22 protein-coding genes are annotated in these 20,567 nt (G+C 44.5%); 5 read left to right on the plus strand and 17 right to left on the minus strand.

Annotated elements, in window-relative coordinates; translation table 11 throughout:
- Positions 1-83: 83 nt before the first annotated feature.
- The 12 genes from ACXHJ2_RS16040 to ACXHJ2_RS16095 form a co-directional block, all read right to left on the minus strand.
- A complete protein-coding gene (locus ACXHJ2_RS16040; RefSeq protein ID WP_165081389.1) occupies positions 84-767 on the minus strand; it encodes an HD domain-containing protein in 684 nt (227 codons plus the stop codon).
- A 46-nt stretch (positions 768-813) separates the two neighbouring features.
- Positions 814-1,263 (minus strand): HEAT repeat domain-containing protein, encoded by a 450-nt coding sequence (locus ACXHJ2_RS16045; protein WP_238791040.1) that lies wholly within the window; start codon positions 1,261-1,263, stop codon positions 814-816.
- 62 nt (positions 1,264-1,325) lie between these two features.
- Positions 1,326-1,514, minus strand: a complete 189-nt coding sequence (locus ACXHJ2_RS16050) for a hypothetical protein (protein ID WP_238791039.1) — start codon at positions 1,512-1,514, stop codon at positions 1,326-1,328.
- A gap of 203 nt (positions 1,515-1,717) precedes the next feature.
- The gene (locus tag ACXHJ2_RS16055) at positions 1,718-2,752 is read right to left on the minus strand and encodes an NAD(P)/FAD-dependent oxidoreductase (protein WP_165081387.1); all 1,035 of its coding nucleotides are present in this window, start codon (positions 2,750-2,752) and stop codon (positions 1,718-1,720) included.
- A gap of 153 nt (positions 2,753-2,905) precedes the next feature.
- Positions 2,906-3,253, minus strand: a complete 348-nt coding sequence (locus tag ACXHJ2_RS16060; protein WP_238791038.1) for a hypothetical protein — start codon at positions 3,251-3,253, stop codon at positions 2,906-2,908.
- A gap of 40 nt (positions 3,254-3,293) precedes the next feature.
- On the minus strand, positions 3,294-3,743 hold the full coding sequence (locus ACXHJ2_RS16065; protein WP_165081385.1) for a hypothetical protein: 450 nt from the start codon (positions 3,741-3,743) through the stop codon (positions 3,294-3,296).
- Positions 3,744-3,768: 25 nt separating this feature from the next.
- Positions 3,769-4,290 (minus strand): GNAT family N-acetyltransferase, encoded by a 522-nt coding sequence (locus ACXHJ2_RS16070; protein ID WP_013370026.1) that lies wholly within the window; start codon positions 4,288-4,290, stop codon positions 3,769-3,771.
- A 55-nt stretch (positions 4,291-4,345) separates the two neighbouring features.
- Complete coding sequence (locus ACXHJ2_RS16075; RefSeq protein WP_013370025.1) at positions 4,346-4,837, minus strand: 8-oxo-dGTP diphosphatase; 492 nt, start codon at positions 4,835-4,837, stop codon at positions 4,346-4,348.
- A gap of 93 nt (positions 4,838-4,930) precedes the next feature.
- A complete protein-coding gene (locus tag ACXHJ2_RS16080; protein ID WP_129548916.1) occupies positions 4,931-5,392 on the minus strand; it encodes a hypothetical protein in 462 nt (153 codons plus the stop codon).
- Positions 5,393-5,403: 11 nt separating this feature from the next.
- Positions 5,404-5,832, minus strand: a complete 429-nt coding sequence (locus tag ACXHJ2_RS16085) for a GNAT family N-acetyltransferase (RefSeq protein WP_058829214.1) — start codon at positions 5,830-5,832, stop codon at positions 5,404-5,406.
- A gap of 233 nt (positions 5,833-6,065) precedes the next feature.
- Complete coding sequence (locus tag ACXHJ2_RS16090) at positions 6,066-6,419, minus strand: FlxA-like family protein (protein ID WP_165081383.1); 354 nt, start codon at positions 6,417-6,419, stop codon at positions 6,066-6,068.
- An 84-nt stretch (positions 6,420-6,503) separates the two neighbouring features.
- Complete coding sequence (locus tag ACXHJ2_RS16095) at positions 6,504-7,394, minus strand: hypothetical protein (RefSeq protein ID WP_238791371.1); 891 nt, start codon at positions 7,392-7,394, stop codon at positions 6,504-6,506.
- A gap of 232 nt (positions 7,395-7,626) precedes the next feature.
- On the opposite strand from ACXHJ2_RS16095, the gene ACXHJ2_RS16100 reads away from it, so the two are divergent.
- Together ACXHJ2_RS16100 and ACXHJ2_RS16105 are read left to right on the plus strand one after the other, a co-directional pair.
- Positions 7,627-8,202, plus strand: a complete 576-nt coding sequence (locus tag ACXHJ2_RS16100; protein WP_013370020.1) for a class I SAM-dependent methyltransferase — start codon at positions 7,627-7,629, stop codon at positions 8,200-8,202.
- Between the two features lie 15 nt (positions 8,203-8,217).
- Positions 8,218-8,823, plus strand: a complete 606-nt coding sequence (locus ACXHJ2_RS16105; RefSeq protein ID WP_013370019.1) for a DedA family protein — start codon at positions 8,218-8,220, stop codon at positions 8,821-8,823.
- Between the two features lie 460 nt (positions 8,824-9,283).
- Here ACXHJ2_RS16105 and ACXHJ2_RS16110 read toward each other — a convergent pair whose 3' ends face one another.
- The 3 genes from ACXHJ2_RS16110 to recQ all read right to left on the minus strand — a co-directional run bounded on the left by ACXHJ2_RS16110 (position 9,284) and on the right by recQ (position 14,587).
- On the minus strand, positions 9,284-10,594 hold the full coding sequence (locus tag ACXHJ2_RS16110; protein WP_165081379.1) for an alkaline phosphatase: 1,311 nt from the start codon (positions 10,592-10,594) through the stop codon (positions 9,284-9,286).
- 187 nt (positions 10,595-10,781) lie between these two features.
- A complete protein-coding gene (locus ACXHJ2_RS16115; RefSeq protein ID WP_165081378.1) occupies positions 10,782-12,638 on the minus strand; it encodes a B12-binding domain-containing radical SAM protein in 1,857 nt (618 codons plus the stop codon).
- Positions 12,639-12,688: 50 nt separating this feature from the next.
- A complete protein-coding gene (gene recQ / locus ACXHJ2_RS16120; protein WP_165081377.1) occupies positions 12,689-14,587 on the minus strand; it encodes a DNA helicase RecQ in 1,899 nt (632 codons plus the stop codon).
- A 223-nt stretch (positions 14,588-14,810) separates the two neighbouring features.
- Here recQ and ACXHJ2_RS16125 point away from each other — a divergent pair, with 223 nt between their 5' ends.
- Positions 14,811-15,824, plus strand: a complete 1,014-nt coding sequence (locus ACXHJ2_RS16125; RefSeq protein ID WP_165081376.1) for an RluA family pseudouridine synthase — start codon at positions 14,811-14,813, stop codon at positions 15,822-15,824.
- An 84-nt stretch (positions 15,825-15,908) separates the two neighbouring features.
- Here the strand turns inward: ACXHJ2_RS16125 and ACXHJ2_RS16130 are convergent, their stop codons facing one another.
- The gene (locus ACXHJ2_RS16130) at positions 15,909-16,757 is read right to left on the minus strand and encodes an RING finger protein (protein ID WP_040101831.1); all 849 of its coding nucleotides are present in this window, start codon (positions 16,755-16,757) and stop codon (positions 15,909-15,911) included.
- Positions 16,758-17,324: 567 nt separating this feature from the next.
- Between ACXHJ2_RS16130 and speD the strand changes: the two genes are divergently transcribed.
- Both speD and ACXHJ2_RS16140 read left to right on the plus strand, forming a co-directional pair.
- A complete protein-coding gene (speD, locus tag ACXHJ2_RS16135) occupies positions 17,325-18,131 on the plus strand; it encodes an adenosylmethionine decarboxylase (RefSeq protein WP_058711818.1) in 807 nt (268 codons plus the stop codon).
- Between the two features lie 251 nt (positions 18,132-18,382).
- Positions 18,383-19,801 (plus strand): NAD-dependent malic enzyme, encoded by a 1,419-nt coding sequence (locus ACXHJ2_RS16140; RefSeq protein WP_058829207.1) that lies wholly within the window; start codon positions 18,383-18,385, stop codon positions 19,799-19,801.
- An 82-nt stretch (positions 19,802-19,883) separates the two neighbouring features.
- Here ACXHJ2_RS16140 and ACXHJ2_RS16145 read toward each other — a convergent pair whose 3' ends face one another.
- On the minus strand, positions 19,884-20,564 hold the full coding sequence (locus ACXHJ2_RS16145; RefSeq protein WP_165081375.1) for a protein kinase family protein: 681 nt from the start codon (positions 20,562-20,564) through the stop codon (positions 19,884-19,886).
- Positions 20,565-20,567: the final 3 nt, after the last annotated feature.

Below are 20,567 nucleotides of genomic sequence, written 5' to 3' on the forward strand. Positions count from 1 at the left end.
GAAATCGGTGTATTGCAATATTTTTTCTAATATTTATTAAAAAGAGAGCTGACTTCTCCTGGAATCATTGCAATTAGGAAGCATCAGACTCCCCTGTTCTGTTGGATATCATTCACATTCCATTCTCTATAGAACTGCTCCAAATATATCTCCATCCATTGATGCCGGACCTCCGCTAGCTCTCGGGCACAAGTGGTGTTCATTAAATCCTTGAGCTTGAGCAGCTTTTCGTAAAAATGGTAAATAGCACTTTTACCTGCGGCGCGATATTCATACTGTGAATAGTCCTGACCTGGTTCATGCATGATACTGCCCTTTGAGCCTGCATACATAAAGGTTCTTGCAATCCCAATCGCTCCCAGGGCATCCAACCGATCTGCATCCTGTACAACCTGACCTTCCAGCGTTTCCATAGGCGGGTTTTGTCCACCATTGTAGGACATTGTAGCAATAATGGTCATTACGTGTGTGATCACGTCCGGATCGTTTACATGCAGATGCAGCCACTGCTCAACTTTATCCAGCCCCGCTTGTTTGGAATCATTCAATTTTTCATCCGCTACATCATGCAGCAGTGCTGCCAGTTCACACACGAACGGATCTGCACCTTCTTTTGCAGCGATTTCAATGGACAGCTTCCTCACCCGGTCAATATGCCACCAATCGTGACCACTGTGGTCATGCTCCAACTGTTGCTGTACATACGGCTCTGCCTTTTGAATGATATCTACTCTTATCGCTTCCTGTTGCTCTGTTCGTCTGTTCATAAGTCACCTTTCAATCCCGTCCATATTTGCTATGTGAGAGGTTGGTTTATTTTTTTATATGCTTGTCCATTTGCTTAGCGCGAATCATCGAGAGCGCCTTACGGGCTGCCAGCTTCCCATTTGGGCTTCCATGCTTCACTACTTCTTTTAATATTTCGGTCGCTGGTTCATACCCATGATATCCCAAAAGAATACATGCACGTTCCTGTACATACATATCTTCATCATTCACATAAGAAAGCAATGAATCCATCTCACTGACAGGTGTAATCGCCATTAAGCTGTAAAGAAGCTGACACCTCACGTCATCCACCATAGATGAATCCTTTTCCAGTATAGCCTGTAATTCATGCATACAGCGAATATCTTCTGCTAGTTGTTCGGTGCTTATGTCCTCGTCAGACGGGTAATCCTTATGCAGCTCTTCCCAATCGAGCTCCGGTTTTTGCTCCAACTCTGCAATCAACGAAGCCGCGCTTCGGTATATCGGTGACAAATCTGTTTCCTCGTGATTTATATAACATAATTTATATGCCAACGGTCCTTCTACATATAGGCCTACATAATTAGAATGATCATCCGTCCATAGAGGGACGATATGTTTGAACACCTCGATCTGCGCCATCCACTCAGTAATCGTAGCTGAACCTTCTGCCCTTTCTGCTTCTTACTATGGATCAGTAAAGCTTCCAGCGTATCGTCAGGCAGATAAATCGCTAGACGCTCAAACACCTCTCGTAAGCTCATTTTTTCACACTCCTAATCTTTTCTACTCCAAATCTAATCTACTATTTAAGTCCCGAAAAAGACAGGCTTTCTTCATTTTATTCTATATGTGTGTGGCATCCAACATTAGGTCGAGAAGTCCTTAACTATGCAAAAAAAGAACCTCCTCAACCACATCAGCTGTAGTTAACGGAAGTTCTTTATTAAACACTGATTCCCTTATCTTACTCCACGACACCAAGCTCGCGGTTTTTTTCCTTGAATCGGCTGTTATGAGAAGATACATATGCCGCTTTGTCAGCTGTCGGATCAATGTACAGCTTGGCGCTGTTGAGGGCAAGGGCGGCGTCTGTGAACGTACCTGCAATCAGATACAGCTTGCTTCCGTACTCGACAAAATCGCCTGCAGCAAAAATCCCCGGTAGATTCGTTTCCAGCTTGTCGCTCACGCGGGCATGCCACTCTCCCATATCCAGTCCCCAATCTCGCAGAGGACCGAAATCGGATTTTAGACCATGATTTACGATAACTGCATCAACATTCAGCATCTCTGTTTCGCCCGTATCTACATGATTGATCGTCACCTGCTCAATCGTCTCTCCGTTGTTGCTATGTAACTGACCTACCGCGTAAGGTGTGAGAACACGAACCGAAGAGGATTTCATACGGACTACATTTTTCTCATGTCCGCCAAAATGATCCCGACGATGTACAACTGTCACACTCGCCGCAATAGATTCCAGCTCATTCGCCCAATCTACCGCCGAGTTGCCTCCACCGGAAATCAGGACGTGCTTGTCCCGGAACGGCTCCAGCTCTTGTACGGTATAATGCAGGTTTGTAACCTCGTAACGGTCAGCGCCTTCAATCTCCAATTTAGCCATTTTGAGAATACCATAGCCTACGGCCAGAACGATCGTACGCGTCCAATGCTGTTCCCCTGTGGCAGAAGTCAGCAGGAACGTACCATCTTCTTGCCGATCCAAATCCGTAATCTGTTGCCCCAATACAATGGTAGGCTCGAACGTTTTTGCCTGCTGCTCCAGCTGGTCGATCAGCTTTTCACATAAAATCGGGGTAACGCCTCCAACATCCCATATCATCTTCTCAGGGTATATGCGCATCCGCCCGCCTAGCTCATGCTTGGCTTCGATCAGCTTGGTTTTCATATCTCTCATCCCACTGTAAAACGCGGTATACATACCGGCAGGACCGCCGCCGATGATCGTTACATCATATAATTCCAAGGACTCTGTCACTCTGCAACTCTCCCTATCATAACGTAATATGTCTGCTTCTATTATAAGTGATAATAATTATCAATATCAATTAAGAAATAAAAACATATCTGTGACAGAGGTTTTCGTGATTTTGGAACTACATTTTATACAGTTATCTGGCTATTGCTTTTGTTAACCTTGTGTATTAGGCAGGGATTGATTCACTATTGCATGCAATGCTTTTTCATTCAGTCCGGTTTGCACAAATTGAAAACGGTGGCCTGCCAGTCTCTGAACTCGATCTATGATCTGCCCGAGATGATAAGCCGTATGCTCAACCACATGGTAAACATCATACATATTTATATAGCCTGTATTATCCAATGCTGCACAGAAGGCAGAAAAAGCATCTTCAACTTCATCCATAAGTTGCTCTTTGTTTTGCACTGAAGGTTTGAAGCTATCCTCCATACCTTCATGCCCGCAGCTTAACCAAGTATTGATCGTACATTCTGTGCTTGGATATGATCTTAAATTCATGCATGGAAGAATTCATATGTTCATTTCCTCCTTCATCTTTTCAGCTGTATTTTTTGAAAAAGTCACTTCCGTGGATTATCCAATATCGTTCAGCAGGAGGGACCTCTTCCAAAAAGTTCTGATATTCCCCTTTCCACCCCACCGGGACATAGTGTTCAAAAGAAGCTGGCTCTGGAAATAGTGAGTAGAGAATTTTCTGGTCAAAATCAACATATAAAGCAGGACAGAATTCCAACACTTCATCCTTATGCTGGATTGCATCATCTAGCATCTGGAGCATTGTAGTGAGTTCTCCCGCAGCCACCTTATATTCACAGATGTGTTCCAAAAATGCTCCCGCGGTAGTCTCATCCAAAATAGCGATACCAAACCGTTCCTCCATCTCGGTATTCAAAAACCAATACTCTCTTTCCGTCACATACCAATTCCATTGTCCCTGAAAAATGACACCGACAATAATATTTTGTGCATATTCAGGCCATATTTTCATGAGCTTTTGTGTTCCCCTCCCTCACTTACAGCTCGATCCAAAACCGGTTTACACGGTTTCCATCTTCCTCTATGTAATCCTTGTCTGGTGTTCCGCCGTTTCGCAGAATCGTTCTTTTGGAACTGATATTATCGGAGTCGCATACGACGAGGGCTCTGGAAACACCCAACTCTTTTGCTTTGCCCAATGCCAGACTCAGCATAGTCACAGCGTACCTGTTCCCTCGTGCAGAAGGACGGATACCATAACCAATATGTCCCCCAGCATTTAACAGATGCTCGTTAAGATCATGACGGATATTCACTGCTCCGACGACCTGGTCATCTGCATCCATCAGCCAGTATGTCGAACTTTTAACCCAGCCTTCAGACAAGCCAATTCCATTTTTCTGTTGATTTAAAAACGTCAGCATACCTTCAAAATCATACGGTTCTATAGAAATTACCCAAGGCACCATTTGCTCCTGGCTTTTTTTCCATTCCTCATAAAATGAAAGATAAGTATCCTTCCAGCGCCGATCCGGCTCAACCAATCTTACGGTCTGCATCCCACTCACGACCTCCTCTTTAAGCGCTCCATATATCTACTAATGGTCGTCATCTTTACACCCCATAGTTCTTAGTCGTTGCTTCCAGGGTTTCATCTGTCTCCGCCAGCCACACAGAACTAACCTCAAACGTCCCCGGCTCGAAAAACAATGGGAATCTCCGCTTAAACCAATCCTGCATCGGCAAATTTAGTGCTTCCTTCATATCCACCCACAGCAGATCTCCCTCAGGGGGATTCTTTAATAGTTCACCTTCCGTTGCTGTAGCCAAATAGTTAAAGACCATGTATCTCAGCCCTTGATTTGGATCACAATATTCGTCGATTCCTTTAAATACAATTTCCGTAACCGTTAAGCCCGTTTCCTCCTTTACTTCGCGAATGGCTCCGTTCACAATGCTCTCTGGGAACTCTACTTTTCCTCCTGGAGCAATATAACCTGGAAACCCCTTTCGATTGGGTCTATTCATAAGCAATACCTTGGTTCCGTCTTGAATCATGCACATAGTATATATTTTGTGTGTCACTTCTGTAGCCAATCCAATCATACCTTTCTTTATTCACGATTCTCTATGATCTAGCTTTTAACTTTCTCACCGACATATTGTAATTGGTTAAATATGGTATTCCAATCAGAACAATCACAGTCCCTCTTCAAACAACTGCATACCTATAATTTCAAAGGAGACACCATCGCCTGCTTTAACGTGGATATCACCATTCATTTCTTCCGAATCTAAAACAAACGTAGCATCTCCTACAACAATCTCCAGACATTCTATCCCGCCTGCTTCGCCTTGCATCACTTGTTGTATCATTCCTTGAATCCAATAGTCGCCTAGCTTTGGTTGTGGGCGAACAACGCCTGTCTTTTCAGTAGGCCTCAGTCTTCTGAACCCTTCTATACTGGATTGAGAAATTTCAACCGAAATGACACAGCCAGGAATTAACTTGTCCAAGCTTTGTTTATACGGAACAACATACGCATATCCCGAGGTCAGTTCACACCAAAAAGATGTCCAGTAGCCGTATACCTTTTCCTCGCCAATACTACGAATGATGACCTTTTCATCTTTATTTACTTCCTTGATCTGTACGCGCATATTCGGAGTCCTCAGTAGATATTTTTCTTATAATAATAGTGTTTAAAGCCTCTAGGAGCCTCCTCAATGACACCGACTACTTCATACCCATGTTTCTCATAGAATTCAGGCGCTTGAAAAGAAAAGGTATTTAGTTGTATAAAATTACATCCTTTATCTCTAGCCATTTGTTCGATTTCATCAAGCAATTGCGAACCGTAGCCCTTTCCTCTATGGACCTGATCTACCCACAAAATATCAACCTCCACCCAGTTCCAACATAGTACACTTAGAAGACCGCCGATGACCTGACCTTCTCCATTTTTCAGCGTAAGATTAATCTCTTCATATTGAGTTTGAATATCTGCTGGGACGTGTTTTGCATTAAACTCAATCAACTTGTTTCTGACGAAACGAGCTTCATCCTTACTACTTCGACTCATTTGAGGTTCCAGCGTCATGGCTTAAATCCTCCAATTTAGAATGTATACTAACACTACTGATTCAATCTATAAAATACTAAAGTTAGAAACCTTTCATCTTCCTACTGTTATTTATTGTATATACTTTTCTAAGTTTAGTCACATGATTCATTTTAACCCGACGTAAACGCAAAAAAGCAGGCTCCCTATGAAACAGAGAGCCTGCTGTCTTTTGTATCATCGTCAGGCTTACAGAAGAAGAGATGGGATGATCAGATAGAAATATCCAGTGATTTTCCAACCCCAGTAATATCACTGCCATTCGAGCTGCTGGCGCGAGTCATTTCCATATTGCTTGGAGCGGACTTTTCAGTTTTTGGTGTTGACGTGCTGCTGGATTGAGAACTTTGCTGTGCAATCTGGGCTTCAATTTGTTTAATTTGCTGCTGAAGCTGCTTCATTTTTGTTTCTTTTGTATCTTTATTATCTTTGCTTTGTTGTACCTTGGTGTACTCTGCTTCAAGCTGAGCTTTTTGCTTTTCCAGACTGGCTGTATTGTTGGCACTGGATGAAGATGAAGTACTTGCAATAGATATAGAATTGCTGGAGGTCGCTGAAATATTCATAGAAAAATTCCCCTTTTTTAAAGTTAAGTTTGGGTTACAGGTGTGGGCTAACCGGTTCTAAGGTATGCTATTGCATCCTAAAGATTAGGACGAAGATGATATAGATTGTTCGAACATCTTAGCGATTTTATCGAATAAAGCCGATATTTCTTCATCTGTTGCATTCGATTCATCTGTGTTTCCCCATGCGTTTTTCAATGCAGAAATCAGATCTGTTTGCTCATCTGTTTCTGCAGATACGGAGCCGGATAGAAGCTCGGAACTCAGGACGTTTTGCAAATCACTCAGTAAGGATCTTTTTTCATCTACCGTAAGCTCTTTTTCAGATGTAGTGGTGTCATCCTCTTGATTGGTAGTCGCCTGAATATTCCATGCAAATGGGGGCATAATTCCACCCATCGCCTGCATCATTGGAGGCAGACCACTGCCATCAACTTCAGGTCGGAATGAGTCATCTCCAGGCGGCGCAGGGCGATTATTTTGGATGGATTCTGCTATCTTATCGAATAAATTGGATACTTCCTCATCTGTTGCTGTCGAAAGATCCACCCCGGATAACAAGTCGCTGACTGCAGCCAAAGGATTTTTCGTACTGTTGTTGATTTCATTCATTTCAGATAAAGCACTTGAAGACGTTAAGTAATTTTGTAAATCTGACAACAACGCTTTCTGTTCATCCGTAGTCAGCGCCACAGTATCCTGGTCGTACTTGTAGTCATAACTGTAGTTTTCCGTAGGAAGTGGAGCCTGCATACCCCCGGCATATTCCATAAATTCCGCACTTAATTCGAGTGAATCGTTAGATTTCTTGTGTGTGGTATGCCCCGTGTTATTTAGTCCATTCTCATTTGACTTCAGCGTATTCGAATTATCGTAGGAAGTCGAAGTCTTGATGAGATGCCTGTTAATGGATAGTGACAAAGTAGATCCCCTCTCAATGTACATAGTGTTTTTAGCTGCCCACCTCTCTTTCATCGGTAGCAAAACTGAAGGCAGCCTGAGGGAATGCTGAATGATAACTGAATGAATACGGACTGAGCCATACGTACTCTTTTTCTTTTTTCCTAGACCATAGTCAAGGAAAGCCCCCTCCGCAGGACGGGGAACTGAACCCTACTCCAGACAGGAGCAAGTAAAGGGATAATTTGTTACTCTTAGCAGAGAATAAATGAACGTATATTGAAAATTGAAGGTAGGGGAAAGGTGTATGATCCGTATTAGTCATTTGGTTCATGAGAGACTTATGTTCCTATTCAAATTTTTGTACTCACCTGCATATGTAGGTAGCGTAACACCCAGTTCCAGATTTTTAGCTAAAAATATGATAGAATCCATTCCATGGAGTGAAGTTCATGCCGTGGCGGAGCTCGGGGCTGGAACAGGCGCAATTACCCAATACATTCCGTCTACGACAAAAATTCATCCCAAAGTTCTGCTCTTTGAGAAGGACCCGACCATGCAGCAGAGTTTAAAAAGAAGATTCCCGAATTATCTGTGCTATTCCGACTCGCGTGAGCTTCAGCTTGCTATGAAAAATGCCCAAATTGAACAGCTCGACTGTATAATTAGCGGGCTGCCATTCTTCAACTTTCCACAAGCGATGCGAGATCAAATCGTAGAACAAATTCATCTATCACTCAGGGATGGAGGAATGTTTGTTGCCTTTCAATACTCTAAACAGATGAAGCAGCAGTTAGGTGAATGGTTTGATATTGAAGAAATCAAGTTTGTACCTATGAATGTTCCACCCGCATTCGTCTATGTATGCCGAAAGAAAGCTTAAGAAAGGAGTATGGGGATGGATGTTGAATATTTAATTTCCATTATCGAACAATATGGCTATGCAGCATTATTCTTCTCTCTATGGCTCGGAATTGTGGGACTGCCCATTCCAGACGAAGTTATAGTGATGACTGGCGGGGCCGTAACAAGCATGGGGATACTTCATCCGTTACCTGCTTTTTTAATTGTATATCTTGGGGTTGTATCAGGCCTATCCTTAGGTTATGTATTGGGCAGAAGCTTGGGTACACCCATTTTGGATCGTTTGCGCCGAAAGAAAAAAATGGACAAGTATATTACTTTTTCAGAAAATTTAGTACATAAGTATGGAAACTTCACGATATGCATCAGCTACTTGCTGCCAATCGTTCGCCACATTGTCCCTTATATTGTGGGGATCAATAAAATGAGCTTCAAACGCTATGCCCTCTTCTCTTATTCAACGGGCTTGATTTGGACGCTGATCTTCTTCCTGCTCGGACGTCTCTTTGGTGACCATGTACAAGCAGCAGGAGAATTGATTCATCGTTATGGCTTGCAGGTGGCATTGCTTCTCATCATGCTGACAATTATATTTTTTATAATGAAATTTGTGTGGGGGAAGAAAACAACGGAGGAGTAAAGGTTGAGCCTATTCGGCATGTTCATAAATTTAAAAGTTACCTGTCGTGCCACTACGCAGACGGATGGTGCTTCCCATCGCCACCGCCCCCGGATTTCTGAAATCGACAAAATACATCTCGAACATACCAAATATATTTATAGGGATTCAAAGATGCTGTGCAATTTTTAAATGAGTTACGTAACACCTATACTGGTTAAGAACTCATAATGATTTTCAACTTTTATCTTGATTATTTCCTTCAACAAAAAGAAATAGACCGCCCTCTGGAAAAGGTTAGCGGTCTATTTTACTAATCCAACCCTACAGCCACCGCCCTTATAAGCGGCTGTTGTAAAAGAGTGAGGATGTTAGAGCATCCTTACTCTTTTTTAAGTATATACCTATTGGCTATAGTTTATCACAAGAAAAACCATATTGACAATATGGAAAACCTTTTATGGGCAGCTTTCACCCTGAGCTATTTTTTTAATTGAAGCAGCTTAACCAGCTTGTCATGAATAGCCGTATTCGGGTAATTTCCACTAAATTGGGAGGAACCCGGACCCATTGCAGTTAGCGCTACATCAACGGATGTATGTCCTCCTGTGGTCCAGTCGATATAAAACTTCTCATCAGAACCTTTTACGGTAAAAGGGCCATCCTCTTTGGAGACACCTTCACCGGATTCATCTTCCGCATCTTCGCCTTCAATGGCCAAACCGCCTGTTTCATGGTCTGCCGTCACTAACACCAAAGTATCTGGATGCGCTTTGGCATAGTCCTTAGCTACTTTGACAGCCTTATCCAGCTGCTGCCCAGCTTTAATGGTTAATTCACCTTCATTGTCATGCGCCATCTCATCAGTTCCTTCTTCCTCTACCATCAGGAAAAAGCCTTTTTTGTTTTTGGATAGAACATCAATCGCTTTCGCTGTCATATCCGGTAAAGAAACCGTTGGGTTGTAAGAATTGCCTAGTTTGTTGTGAGCTTGGAACATTTCTTCATTGGCGAATAGACCTAGCAGTTTAGAGCCTTTGGCTGCTTTCATTTCAGCCTGATCTGTCACATAGCTATAGCCCAACTTCTTCGCTTGTTCCACCAAATTTCCTTGAGTTCCCTTACTAGCTTCCTCAGGATCTTCTGCCGGTGCATCTGGATGTTTGCCTGGTGTTCCTGCAGGGTACCAGAAATCCTCACCCCCGCCCAGAATCACATCCAGCTTGCCTTTCTCAAGATACTGCTTGGCAATCTCGCTTTGCGCGGAGCGCTTCTCAACATGCGCACCAAAGGCAGCGCCCGTCGCATCTGTCACTTGGCTTGTCGTCACCACTCCTGTAGACATGCCTGCTTTTTTAGCCAGTTCCATAATTGTTGTCACTGGTTTTTTATTCAAATCCATTCCGATCGCGCCGTTATACGTTTTCACACCTGTTGCAATGGCAGTCGCAGCAGCGGCAGAGTCTGTAACTAGGTTGTCCCCTGAACTCGTGCTAACCAGACCCGTTATAGGCATCTTGTCCATTTCAAGCAATCCCGATTTTCCAACCGTTGCTAAGCGAATCGCGTTGCGACTGGCTTCCCCCATACCATCACCGATAAAAAGAATGACGTTTTTAGGAGTATCCGCTTTAGCTGATACAGCCTTCTGTGCCTTGGACTCTGCAACAGTGGACTTCGTAGAAGTCGCGGCTGCAAAAGCTGTAGGGATATCAGCAGATAATAAGGGTACAGTCAAAACGGTCACAGCACTTAACGCAAGGATACTCTTTTTCATGGAAGGCTTTTTCACAAGGTCACACTCCAATAAATTTAATATTCATATATGATAATTTCATCATATATTGGTTTTGTAAAAAATCGTAAAGCACTAGGTTTCCCGAATGTAAAAAATTGAAGTGGTCAGCTATGTTTTTATAATAAAAAAAGAAGACATCGACTCATGGTATACCAAGAGTTGATGCCTTCTGTTGTTTATACTACATCGCGGCGATGTTTTTGCCGATGGGCATGGTGTAGTACAGCGGTTTTTGCTGTCCGTTTTGCTGATAGACTACAAGCAGCAATGTGCGGCCTTCGGCTGTTAATGGGCTACCACCACTCAGGATATGATCCAGACTGAACGGCAGCACATCCAGCACAGCGTGCTTTTGCAGTTCCTTTTCACCCAGCTTTAAAGAAGCAAAGGCTGGGATCATCTCGCGGTATGGCTGCGGCTGTTGACTAGCCACATCCGTCTCACCCGTATTCTCCTTGCTCACATCTGCCGCCGCAGGGGACAGCAACGCATCCGGGTGCTGAAGAGCCATTTTCATATAGCTGGACCAATCGTCCTTCTCCAAAGTATGCTCCCACCAGATTTTGCGCGGCTTATATTTATGGTTGAGGAAATAATCAAGCTTCATCAGCCCAAGCACCATATCCATTCGCTTGGTTCCCCGCGATTCCAAAAAGGACTGGAGGCGCGTAAACAAGTCTTCGAGTTGATGTCCAATCTTTTGCCAGCCCTGTCCTTCCCAGTAGTCTCCGAATTCCTGAAAGAAATCAAAGGCGGACGAGAATTCACGCTCAATCAGGTAGTTCACCGTATGGTCCATACGATGAGAGTTCCAGTATTTTTCCAATACATCTTCCAAGCGTTTGAGTCGTACGATGTCGGCAAAAGAAAGGACGTCATTGCTCAACATTTCATACGGCGCAACATCCATATACGTATAGTTATACTTATCGGCATCAATGCGCAGACCAGTACCACGCAGCATTTTGAGGAAGCCCAGTTGAAGCTCTTCCGGTCCAAGCGCAAAAACGTCATTAAACGTTTTACGGAATGTGTTGTAGTCCTCCAATGGCAATCCGGCGATCAGATCCAGATGCTGGTCGATTTTCCCGCTTTGCTTGACCTTTGTAACAGTCCGGGAAAGCTTGGTGAAGTTCTGGCGGCGCTTAACCAGTTCATTGGTGGGATCATTCGTTGACTGGACACCGATCTCAAAGCGAAATACCCCCGGTGGCGCGTTCTCCGCCAAATAATCCAATACCTCGGGACGCATAATATCTGCCGTAATCTCAAACTGGAAGACACAGCCACGGTGATTTTCAATCAAAAACTTGAACATTTCCAGCGCATAATCGCGTTTAATATTAAAGGTTCGGTCCACAAATTTAATCAATTTAGCCCCATTGTCAATCAGATACAGAATATCCGACTTGGTGCGCTCGATATCGTAATAACGCACCCCGACCTCAATGCTGGACAGACAAAATTGGCAACTGAACGGACAGCCCCGGCTCGTTTCAAAATACACAACCCGTTTCCCGAGTTCTGGGATATCCTCTGCAAAACGATATGGTGACGGCAGCTCGTTCAAGTCCGCTTTTGGACGACCCGGCATGATAATGACCTCTTCTCCCTTACGGTAAGCCAGTCCATATACAAAATGGAACTTGCGATCCCCTTCCAGCTCTTGCAGCAGTTGATGGAAAGTTTCCTCTCCCTCACCAACAACGATAAAATCCACATTCGCCAAGCGCTTCATCCAGTGCTCTGTATCGTAAGATACCTCCGGGCCACCCAAAACAATCTTGACCTCGGGCATAATCTTTTTCAACACATCAATGACTTTAATCGTCTCTTCAATGTTCCAAATATAACAGGAAAAACCGATGACATCTGCCCCTCGTTGAAATAGATCGGATACGATGTTCATCACCGGGTCCTTAATCGTATACTCCGCCAGCTCGATATCAAAATCCTTTTCACTGTAGGCTTTGAGGCATCGGATGGCCAGCGAGGTATGAATATATTTTGCGTTTAACGTTGATAAAATGACTTTCATAGGTCACAACCTTCTATAAGTTTGCATGGACTCTTACATCCTTAGTATAGCTATTCAAAATCCTCGTACACATCATCTGCAAAGATCTCATCCTCGATCACCATTCCGCCAGTATTCCCCTGATTTTGAAAGAAATCAAGAAACGGCTTGCCATACTTGCGGAACTTCACTTCACCAACACCCTTGATCCGCAGCATGTCTGCCTCGGATTGCGGACTCGCTACGCTCATCTCTCGCAGCGTGGCATCATTGAAGATGATATAAGACGGTACATGCTCCTGAGCGGCCAGATCACGGCGGATCAGGCGCAATTGCTCGAACACAGTTTCGTTGACTGCGGCAGGGTAGGTATCGCGTCCCTTTCGTCCACGTGATCCCGCTCCACCTGCAAAAGCAGTGGCATGCCGGACCACACGCTGCATGACTTCGCGCTGACCTCTCAGTACTTCAGCAGCAAGCTGTTGCAAGCGTACGACCGGATATTGCCCCTCGGATAGCATCAAATAGCCTTCCGAAACAAGAACATTGATAATTTCAGCAATTTCTTTTTCCGTTCGGTTGCCCATCACACCATAGGTTGGCAGGCTGTCAAAACCATACTGCAGCACCTTTTTGTTGCGCGAGCCTTTCAACACCGAGGCTACCATTGAAACCCCATACCGTTCCCGCATACGATGTATGCACGAAAAAATCTTTTGCGCATCTATGGTCATATCCACCAGTTCCCGCTCATCTGTACATGAACTGCATATGCCGCAGGCTTCATGCTCCTGCGCTTCTCCGAAATACTCCAGCTGTGCTGAACGTAGGCAGCGAGTCGTGTAACAATAGTCAACCATCTGTTGGAGCTTACGGTAGTCGTTGCGCTTGCGGTCTTCATCCTGTGGATTTTGCTCAATCAGGAACTTCTGGGTCACAATATCTTGCGGTCCGAACAGCAAAATACATTGACTTGGGTCACCATCACGTCCTGCGCGTCCTGCTTCTTGTACATACGCCTCCATATTTTTAGGCATATTGTAATGAATGACATAACGTACGTTTGATTTATCTATCCCCATACCGAAGGCATTGGTTGCGACAATAACACGGATATCGTCGTAAAGAAACCCTTCCTGGCTGTCTGCACGTTCCTGATCAGTCATTCCTGCATGATAACGTCCTGCTGCCATGCCAGCGTCGCGCAGGCGTTGATATAAATCATCCACGTCCTTACGTGTCGCCGCATAAATAATGCCCGATTCACCCTCATGTTCACGGGCATAATTTAGCAAAAAGCTACGTTTGTCCTCCCCACGCAGCACACTGAATGCCAAATTCGGCCTTCCAAGACCTGTAACGAACGTTTCCGGTGAACGCAGACGAAGCAGGCGTACGATATCATCCATAACCTGCGGTGTAGCCGTTGCCGTAAACGCAGCTACGATTGGACGTTCATACAGCCCGTCCACGAATGGAGCCACCGCCAGATAGCTGGTACGAAAATCATGACCCCACTGGGATACACAGTGAGCCTCATCTACCGCAACGCAGGAAATCGGTAACTGAGCCATCTCATCACGGAACCAATCCAGTTCCAGCCGTTCAGGGGCGACATACAGCAACTTCAAATCTCCGTTCCGTGCGGCGCGGATACGGTCGTTGACTTCTCGACCGCTCAACGTGCTATTAATGTAGGCAGCTGCAATCCCCATCGTGGTCAGCGCATCCACCTGGTCTTTCATTAACGAGATCAGTGGTGACACAACAATGGTCAGCCCCTCATGCAACAACGCGGGAATCTGGTAGCATATCGATTTTCCGCCACCTGTTGGCATGATGCCCAACGTGTCGTTGCCTTCCAGCATACTGGCCACAATTTTCTTTTGTCCCTCCCGGAAATCGGGATAGCCATAAAATTTTTGCAGCAAGTCCTGCGCCCGTTCCAATGTTGGTGCTTGTACACTCATAGTTTCAAAACTCCTCATATTTCTAGCGTCCTCGACGCATATCGGCTTTTCTTTCGTTACCTTTAGTTTACCGGGGTTAAGGGTAATGTTCAACCGCTGGAAGTCTGTCAATCGGGTTTTAGTCTTTTATGGCATTCGCTGTTTTCTCATGATATAGTGGACACGGTGCCGCAAATGGTCCATAACTATGAAGAGATACGGCTCCAAGAAGGAGAAAGAACCCATGAATAATCGGAAACCTCAAAGGAAAAATCATACAAAATCAACTTCAAACTCAAGCCATTCCAGGCGCAACCACAAACCCGCCGGAAAATCTGGCTCCTATAGACCGGAAGCTCAACGGAAAACCCATACTTTGGATAAAGCACCTGCCAAAACATACATCGTTCAGGAGCCTGCCGAGCTATTGAGCTTTTTAGTTGAGCATGTGACTGGTATGGGCCGTAATTCCATTAAATCAGCATTGGCGCGTGGACAAGTTTCCGTCAATGGTATTCCTCGTACTGTGCATAATTTTCCGCTGGAGCAAGGACAGACTGTCGCGCTCTCCAAGGAAAAGGTAGCTCCTGTGGTGCCGCTAACCGGGCTGCGTATTTTGCATGAGGACGAAGCTATTATCGTTATCCATAAAGATGCCGGGTTGCTTTCTGTCGCTTCTGCGCTGGAGCAGGAAGTCACAGCATATCGCCAGCTTACAGCCCACGTACGACGCGAGCATCCGTACAACCGTATTTTTGTACTGCATCGTTTGGATCGTGATACATCAGGAGTGATGATGTTTGCGAAAAGCGAAGCCATACAGCAGGAAATGCAACAAGCGTGGAAGGAAGTTGTGTATGAACGAACATACATTGCTCTCGTAGAAGGACAGGTAAAAAAAGAAGCGGGCACAATCACCTCATGGCTGAAAGAAAGCAAGACGCTAAAAATGTACTCCAGTCCTTATCCGAATGACGGACAGCACGCAGTCACTCATTACAAGCGGCTTCAGGCCAATCGGCATTTTTCTTTGCTGGAAGTACGTTTGGAGACCGGACGCAAAAATCAAATTCGCGTGCATATGGAGGATATCGGTCATCCGATTGTTGGGGATAAAAAATACGGCTCTAAGTCCAAGTCGATTGGCCGCCTTGGTCTGCATGCAAAGGTATTGTCGTTTATACATCCCGTCACCGGAGTATTGCTGCGTTTTGAATCCGACATTCCTAAAACCTTTTTGAATCCGTTTAGAGAGTAGACTGCAGTAAAGCACACGAAGAAGAGTGTAATAATACAAAAGGAAATTAGGGGGTTGTAAAAAACAGCCCCCTTTTTTTGTTGGTTAAGCGGTATACCTCCGAACACCATCAGCCATTTTCATCAATTCATCCCATATATATATGGGTGAATTACACACTGGACATTCTACCCAACCGTTTAAGTAAGGTAGCTGGGCAAGAAGTAATTTCTCATCTATTTTTTGAGCATATTCGTGTAGCCACTGTATATTTGCACCTCTATGGTCCAATGAACGGGGGCGAATCGGATAGGGGATTAGATCGCCTGAACTGACAGGGTCTTTATCATAGACAACCAGAGTGTCACCCTGTTCATCAGGCCAAATATAGAGCGGGGTACCGCAATGGGGACAATCCAGCATATATTCGTCACCTGTATCATAGGTTTGCAGCATATAGGCTACGCAATGATACCCCTCAAAGGCGGCAGCCGCAGCAAGGACATAGCGCTTGCCGACATCTTCTTCATGTTCTTTCGCATAGAGCACCATTTCTTCCGTCAATTCTGCAAGGCGAACGATGGCACTTCGATATTGCGCGTAGATATATTCTGCCAGGCTAGAATCCACTTCTACCTGATCCCTTGCAAATTCCAACGGGATTTTGGTATGTAAGGGATTATTATTCTTCGCTTCAAATATTCCGCAAATGTTATATATATCTGCCCGAATTCCTATATCAGAACTCTTTAGCGCAATGTCTACTAGGTAAGGTACAGCCGCAAATGTACAAGTATACAACGTATTTTGGTGATACAATTCCTCCCAATACAAGGTGTCAGCTATTTCGCCATCATATCCGGCTTGGAGCTGTTTTAACATTTCTGGGACGTATTGAGAAGAACCGTAGGGGCCTTGGAGCAGAGTCCAGACCGGATCGGACAAAGCCAGCATCTTGATACTCCTTTCACCGTTTTCTTACAGTAACATGAGATAGATTTATAAAATGAGTTTGCTATCAAAAATTCATTTAACATCATAATTCTTAGCTTGTTACGTTTATTTCATTATACGCATATCACTAGCTGAAGTTGCTTTTCTCATTTTACGCAATGTACAAAGTCACTATTTTTGAGGGTCTATAATCATATTCGGTTAAGATTTGGGCATTATGAAGATAAGATACATTAAATTCAGGAATTACGAACCTAAAATTTTCTATTACATTACGAATCCACTGTCAATTTCGTTCCTTTCCTGTATACATAGTCCACATTATAAGCCCTGTTACTTAAAAATTGCTGAGTAAGAAATAAAGTATATTAACGTTAAATTCCCATACATGTAAAATCGAGAGGATCTCAAGTGACCCTGCCTGTTTTTAAATATGCCAAACGGGTAAGACATACATATTCAAGTCTTTATTTTGTCCGTTACAGAACGGATTGTATGAATCGGTATATGAAGAGGCGTGTTGGGAATATTACGTATGAATACTTTGACTATAAGGGGAAATAGCCTATGACCATAACACCGGAACAGCGGATTACCCTGCACGGATTTAACAATTTGACCAAATCATTGAGCTTTAATATGTACGATATTTGTTACACCAAAACGAAAGAGGAACGCGAGGCGTATATTGAATATATTGATGAACAATATAACTCGGATCGACTGACAGCTATTTTAAAAAATGTATCCGATATTATCGGCGCCCATGTACTCAATGTTGCTCAGCAGGATTATGTCCCTCAAGGAGCAAGCGTGACAGTGCTTATATCAGAAGGGCCGATTGTGGAGGTACCGAATGAATCGTATGCAGAGTCACCAGGCCCCCTACCTGAGTCTGTCGTGATACAACTGGATAAAAGCCATATTACGGTTCACACCTACCCTGAATATCATCCAGACGAGGGGATTAGCACGTTTCGTGCAGATATTGATGTCTCTACCTGTGGGGAAATCTCTCCGCTCAAGGCACTTCACTATCTGACTCATTCTTTTGACACTGACATTATGACGATTGATTACCGGGTACGCGGCTTCACACGTGATACGAATGGTCATAAGCTTTTTATCGACCATGACATTGCTTCGATTCAAAACTATATTCCCGACGAAGTGCGCAATCAGTATGACATGATCGACGTGAATGTGTATCAGGAAAATATTTTCCATACCAAATGCAAGCTAAAACAATTTGATTTGGACAACTATCTGTTCGGCTACACAAAGGAAAGTTTGAGTGAAAAAGAACAACAGAATATTTCAACACGACTCAAAATCGAAATGGATGAAATTTACTACGGCAAAAATATGACGTAAACAAAAAATGGATCATTTCGTTGTACAAAGGACGATTGCTTGGACTGGAATTCAGCCGGGCTTTCGTCCTTTTTGGATACAAAATCATGGATTTTACTCAGCTTGATCTGTACAAGTGGAAGAATGTTCACTATGATAGGGGAAGAAACCACTAATTTAAACTATCAGCTCAGATGTTAGACTTGCTCCCGATTGTAAGCGCAATCAATTGATCTCACTATTTTGTTATGAAAGACAAAGGAGGAATTTGTATGCAAGGCGGTATTGGCGGTAAAAATATTATTTTACGACTGGAAATTTCCACCGAGCACATCCAGTTTGGTCAATTGATTACGTTGGTAAACGAACATGGCGGAGATGTCATTGCCATTGACGTCATCCGCACTTCTGAGAAGGCCACTGTGAGAGATATTACAGTCACCATTGCTGATCCAGCAGAAATTGACCGAATGATCGCCCGGATTAAAAAAGCACAAGGTGTAAAGGTACTGTCCATCTCTGATCGCACCTTCCTCTTACATCTCGGGGGCAAGATTGAAATGCAGCCCAAGGTCCCAATTCAAAACCGTGACGACTTATCCCGGGTATACACTCCTGATGTGGCGCGCGTATGTATGGCAATTCATGAGGAGCAGGACAAAGCTTTCCGGTTAACGATCAAGCGCAATACTGTCGCTGTCGTCTCTGACGGAAGCGCTGTCCTCGGACTCGGCAACATCGGTCCATATGCAGCCATGCCGGTAATGGAAGGCAAAGCTATGCTGTTCAAGCAGCTTGGGTCCGTCGATGCCTTCCCGATCTGCCTGGATACGCAGGACACGGAAGAAATCATTAAAGCCATTAAGCAACTGGCCCCAGCCTTTGGCGGTATTAATCTAGAGGATATTTCATCGCCACGATGCTTTGAAATTGAACAGCGGTTACGTGACGAGCTGGACATACCTGTTTTTCATGATGATCAGCATGGCACAGCTGTCGTTTTGTACGCAGGGCTGATTAATGCGCTCAAGGTGGTCGGCAAAGCTCTGTCTGACGTCAAAATTGTCGTCTGCGGTATCGGGGCTGCAGGTGTGGCCTGTACCAAAATTTTGCTATCTGCAGGGGCAGTGAACATTATTGGTGTAGACCGGAACGGTGCGCTTACAGCTGATGAAACCTATGAGCATCCGATGTGGGACTGGTATGCGCAGCATACCAACCCCGAACGGCTGTCCGGCACGCTATCTGAAGTTCTGAAGGACGCGGACGTGTTTATCGGTCTGTCGGCAGGCGGAATATTGCAACGAGAAGACGTGAAGCGCATGAAGGAAGCTCCTGTCCTGTTCACCATGGCAAACCCGGTCCCTGAAATTAACCCAGAGGATGTCGAGGACATTGCAGGGGTCATCGCTACCGGACGTTCAGACTATCCTAACCAGATTAACAATGTACTTTGCTTCCCCGGCATATTCCGAGCAGCACTGGACTGTCGCGCCCGTGAAATTAACGAAGAGATGAAGCTGGCAGCCGCAGAAGCTATCGCAAGCACAATCCGTCCCGATGAATTAAACAAACTGTATATTATCCCGGGTGTATTTAACGAGGGCGCCGTACAACAGGTGCGTAAAAAGGTGATTCAAGCCGCGATTGCGAGCGGTACGGCCAGAAGAGTGCCTAGAGATTTCAGATAAAAGAAAAGGATTGCTCCCGTAAAGCGGGTGCAATCCTTTTGTATAGAAGGATAGGGCTGTATTTCGGTATCCTTCACAGCGGTTATGATTTCCATTTAGAAAACAATTGACTGGCACGTTGGGCAAACTCCTCCAGGTTGATGCTGGAGTTGTCCAGCTTGTAATACCATTTTTTGATCGTCTCCAAAATCCATGAAGGAACCTTAACCTCGGAGAAACCGGAATAGAACGTATGATACGCCCACACCAAATGCTCCCAACGCTTGTCATCGCCTTCTTTTACATATTCAGATACATCTAGTACCTTGGCGCGTCCATCTTGCATGAGTACATTTTTGAGATGAATATCACGAGGATTCAGCCCCCTGGACCGAACAAATTCCCTCGCCTTTTCCACGTCCTCAATGACCTGCTCCGGCACCGGAATTCCTTGCAGCAGGCAATCCAGCAGCGTAATACCAGATTCGTAACTAATGACAATATACTTATCGCCTTTTCCGTAATAATGAGGAAAAAAATCAGAACCTTGCAAACGCTCATATACATCGGCCTCTGCATCTTTTTTTTCGATCGCCATGTCTGAATACACCTTAAACGCGTAGCCTGGCAACGTATCGAGCGTAAATACGGCCGCATCTGTCCCAATGCCGATACAGCGGACGCCTTGGGTGGCTGTTTTTATGGTAACTGGGTCATTATCCTCCGTACTATATACGGTCACTTGACTTATGATGTCGTCTGCCTGCCTCCATTGTTCTACCATGCG

Source organism: Paenibacillus sp. ALE3 (genome assembly GCF_054113405.1).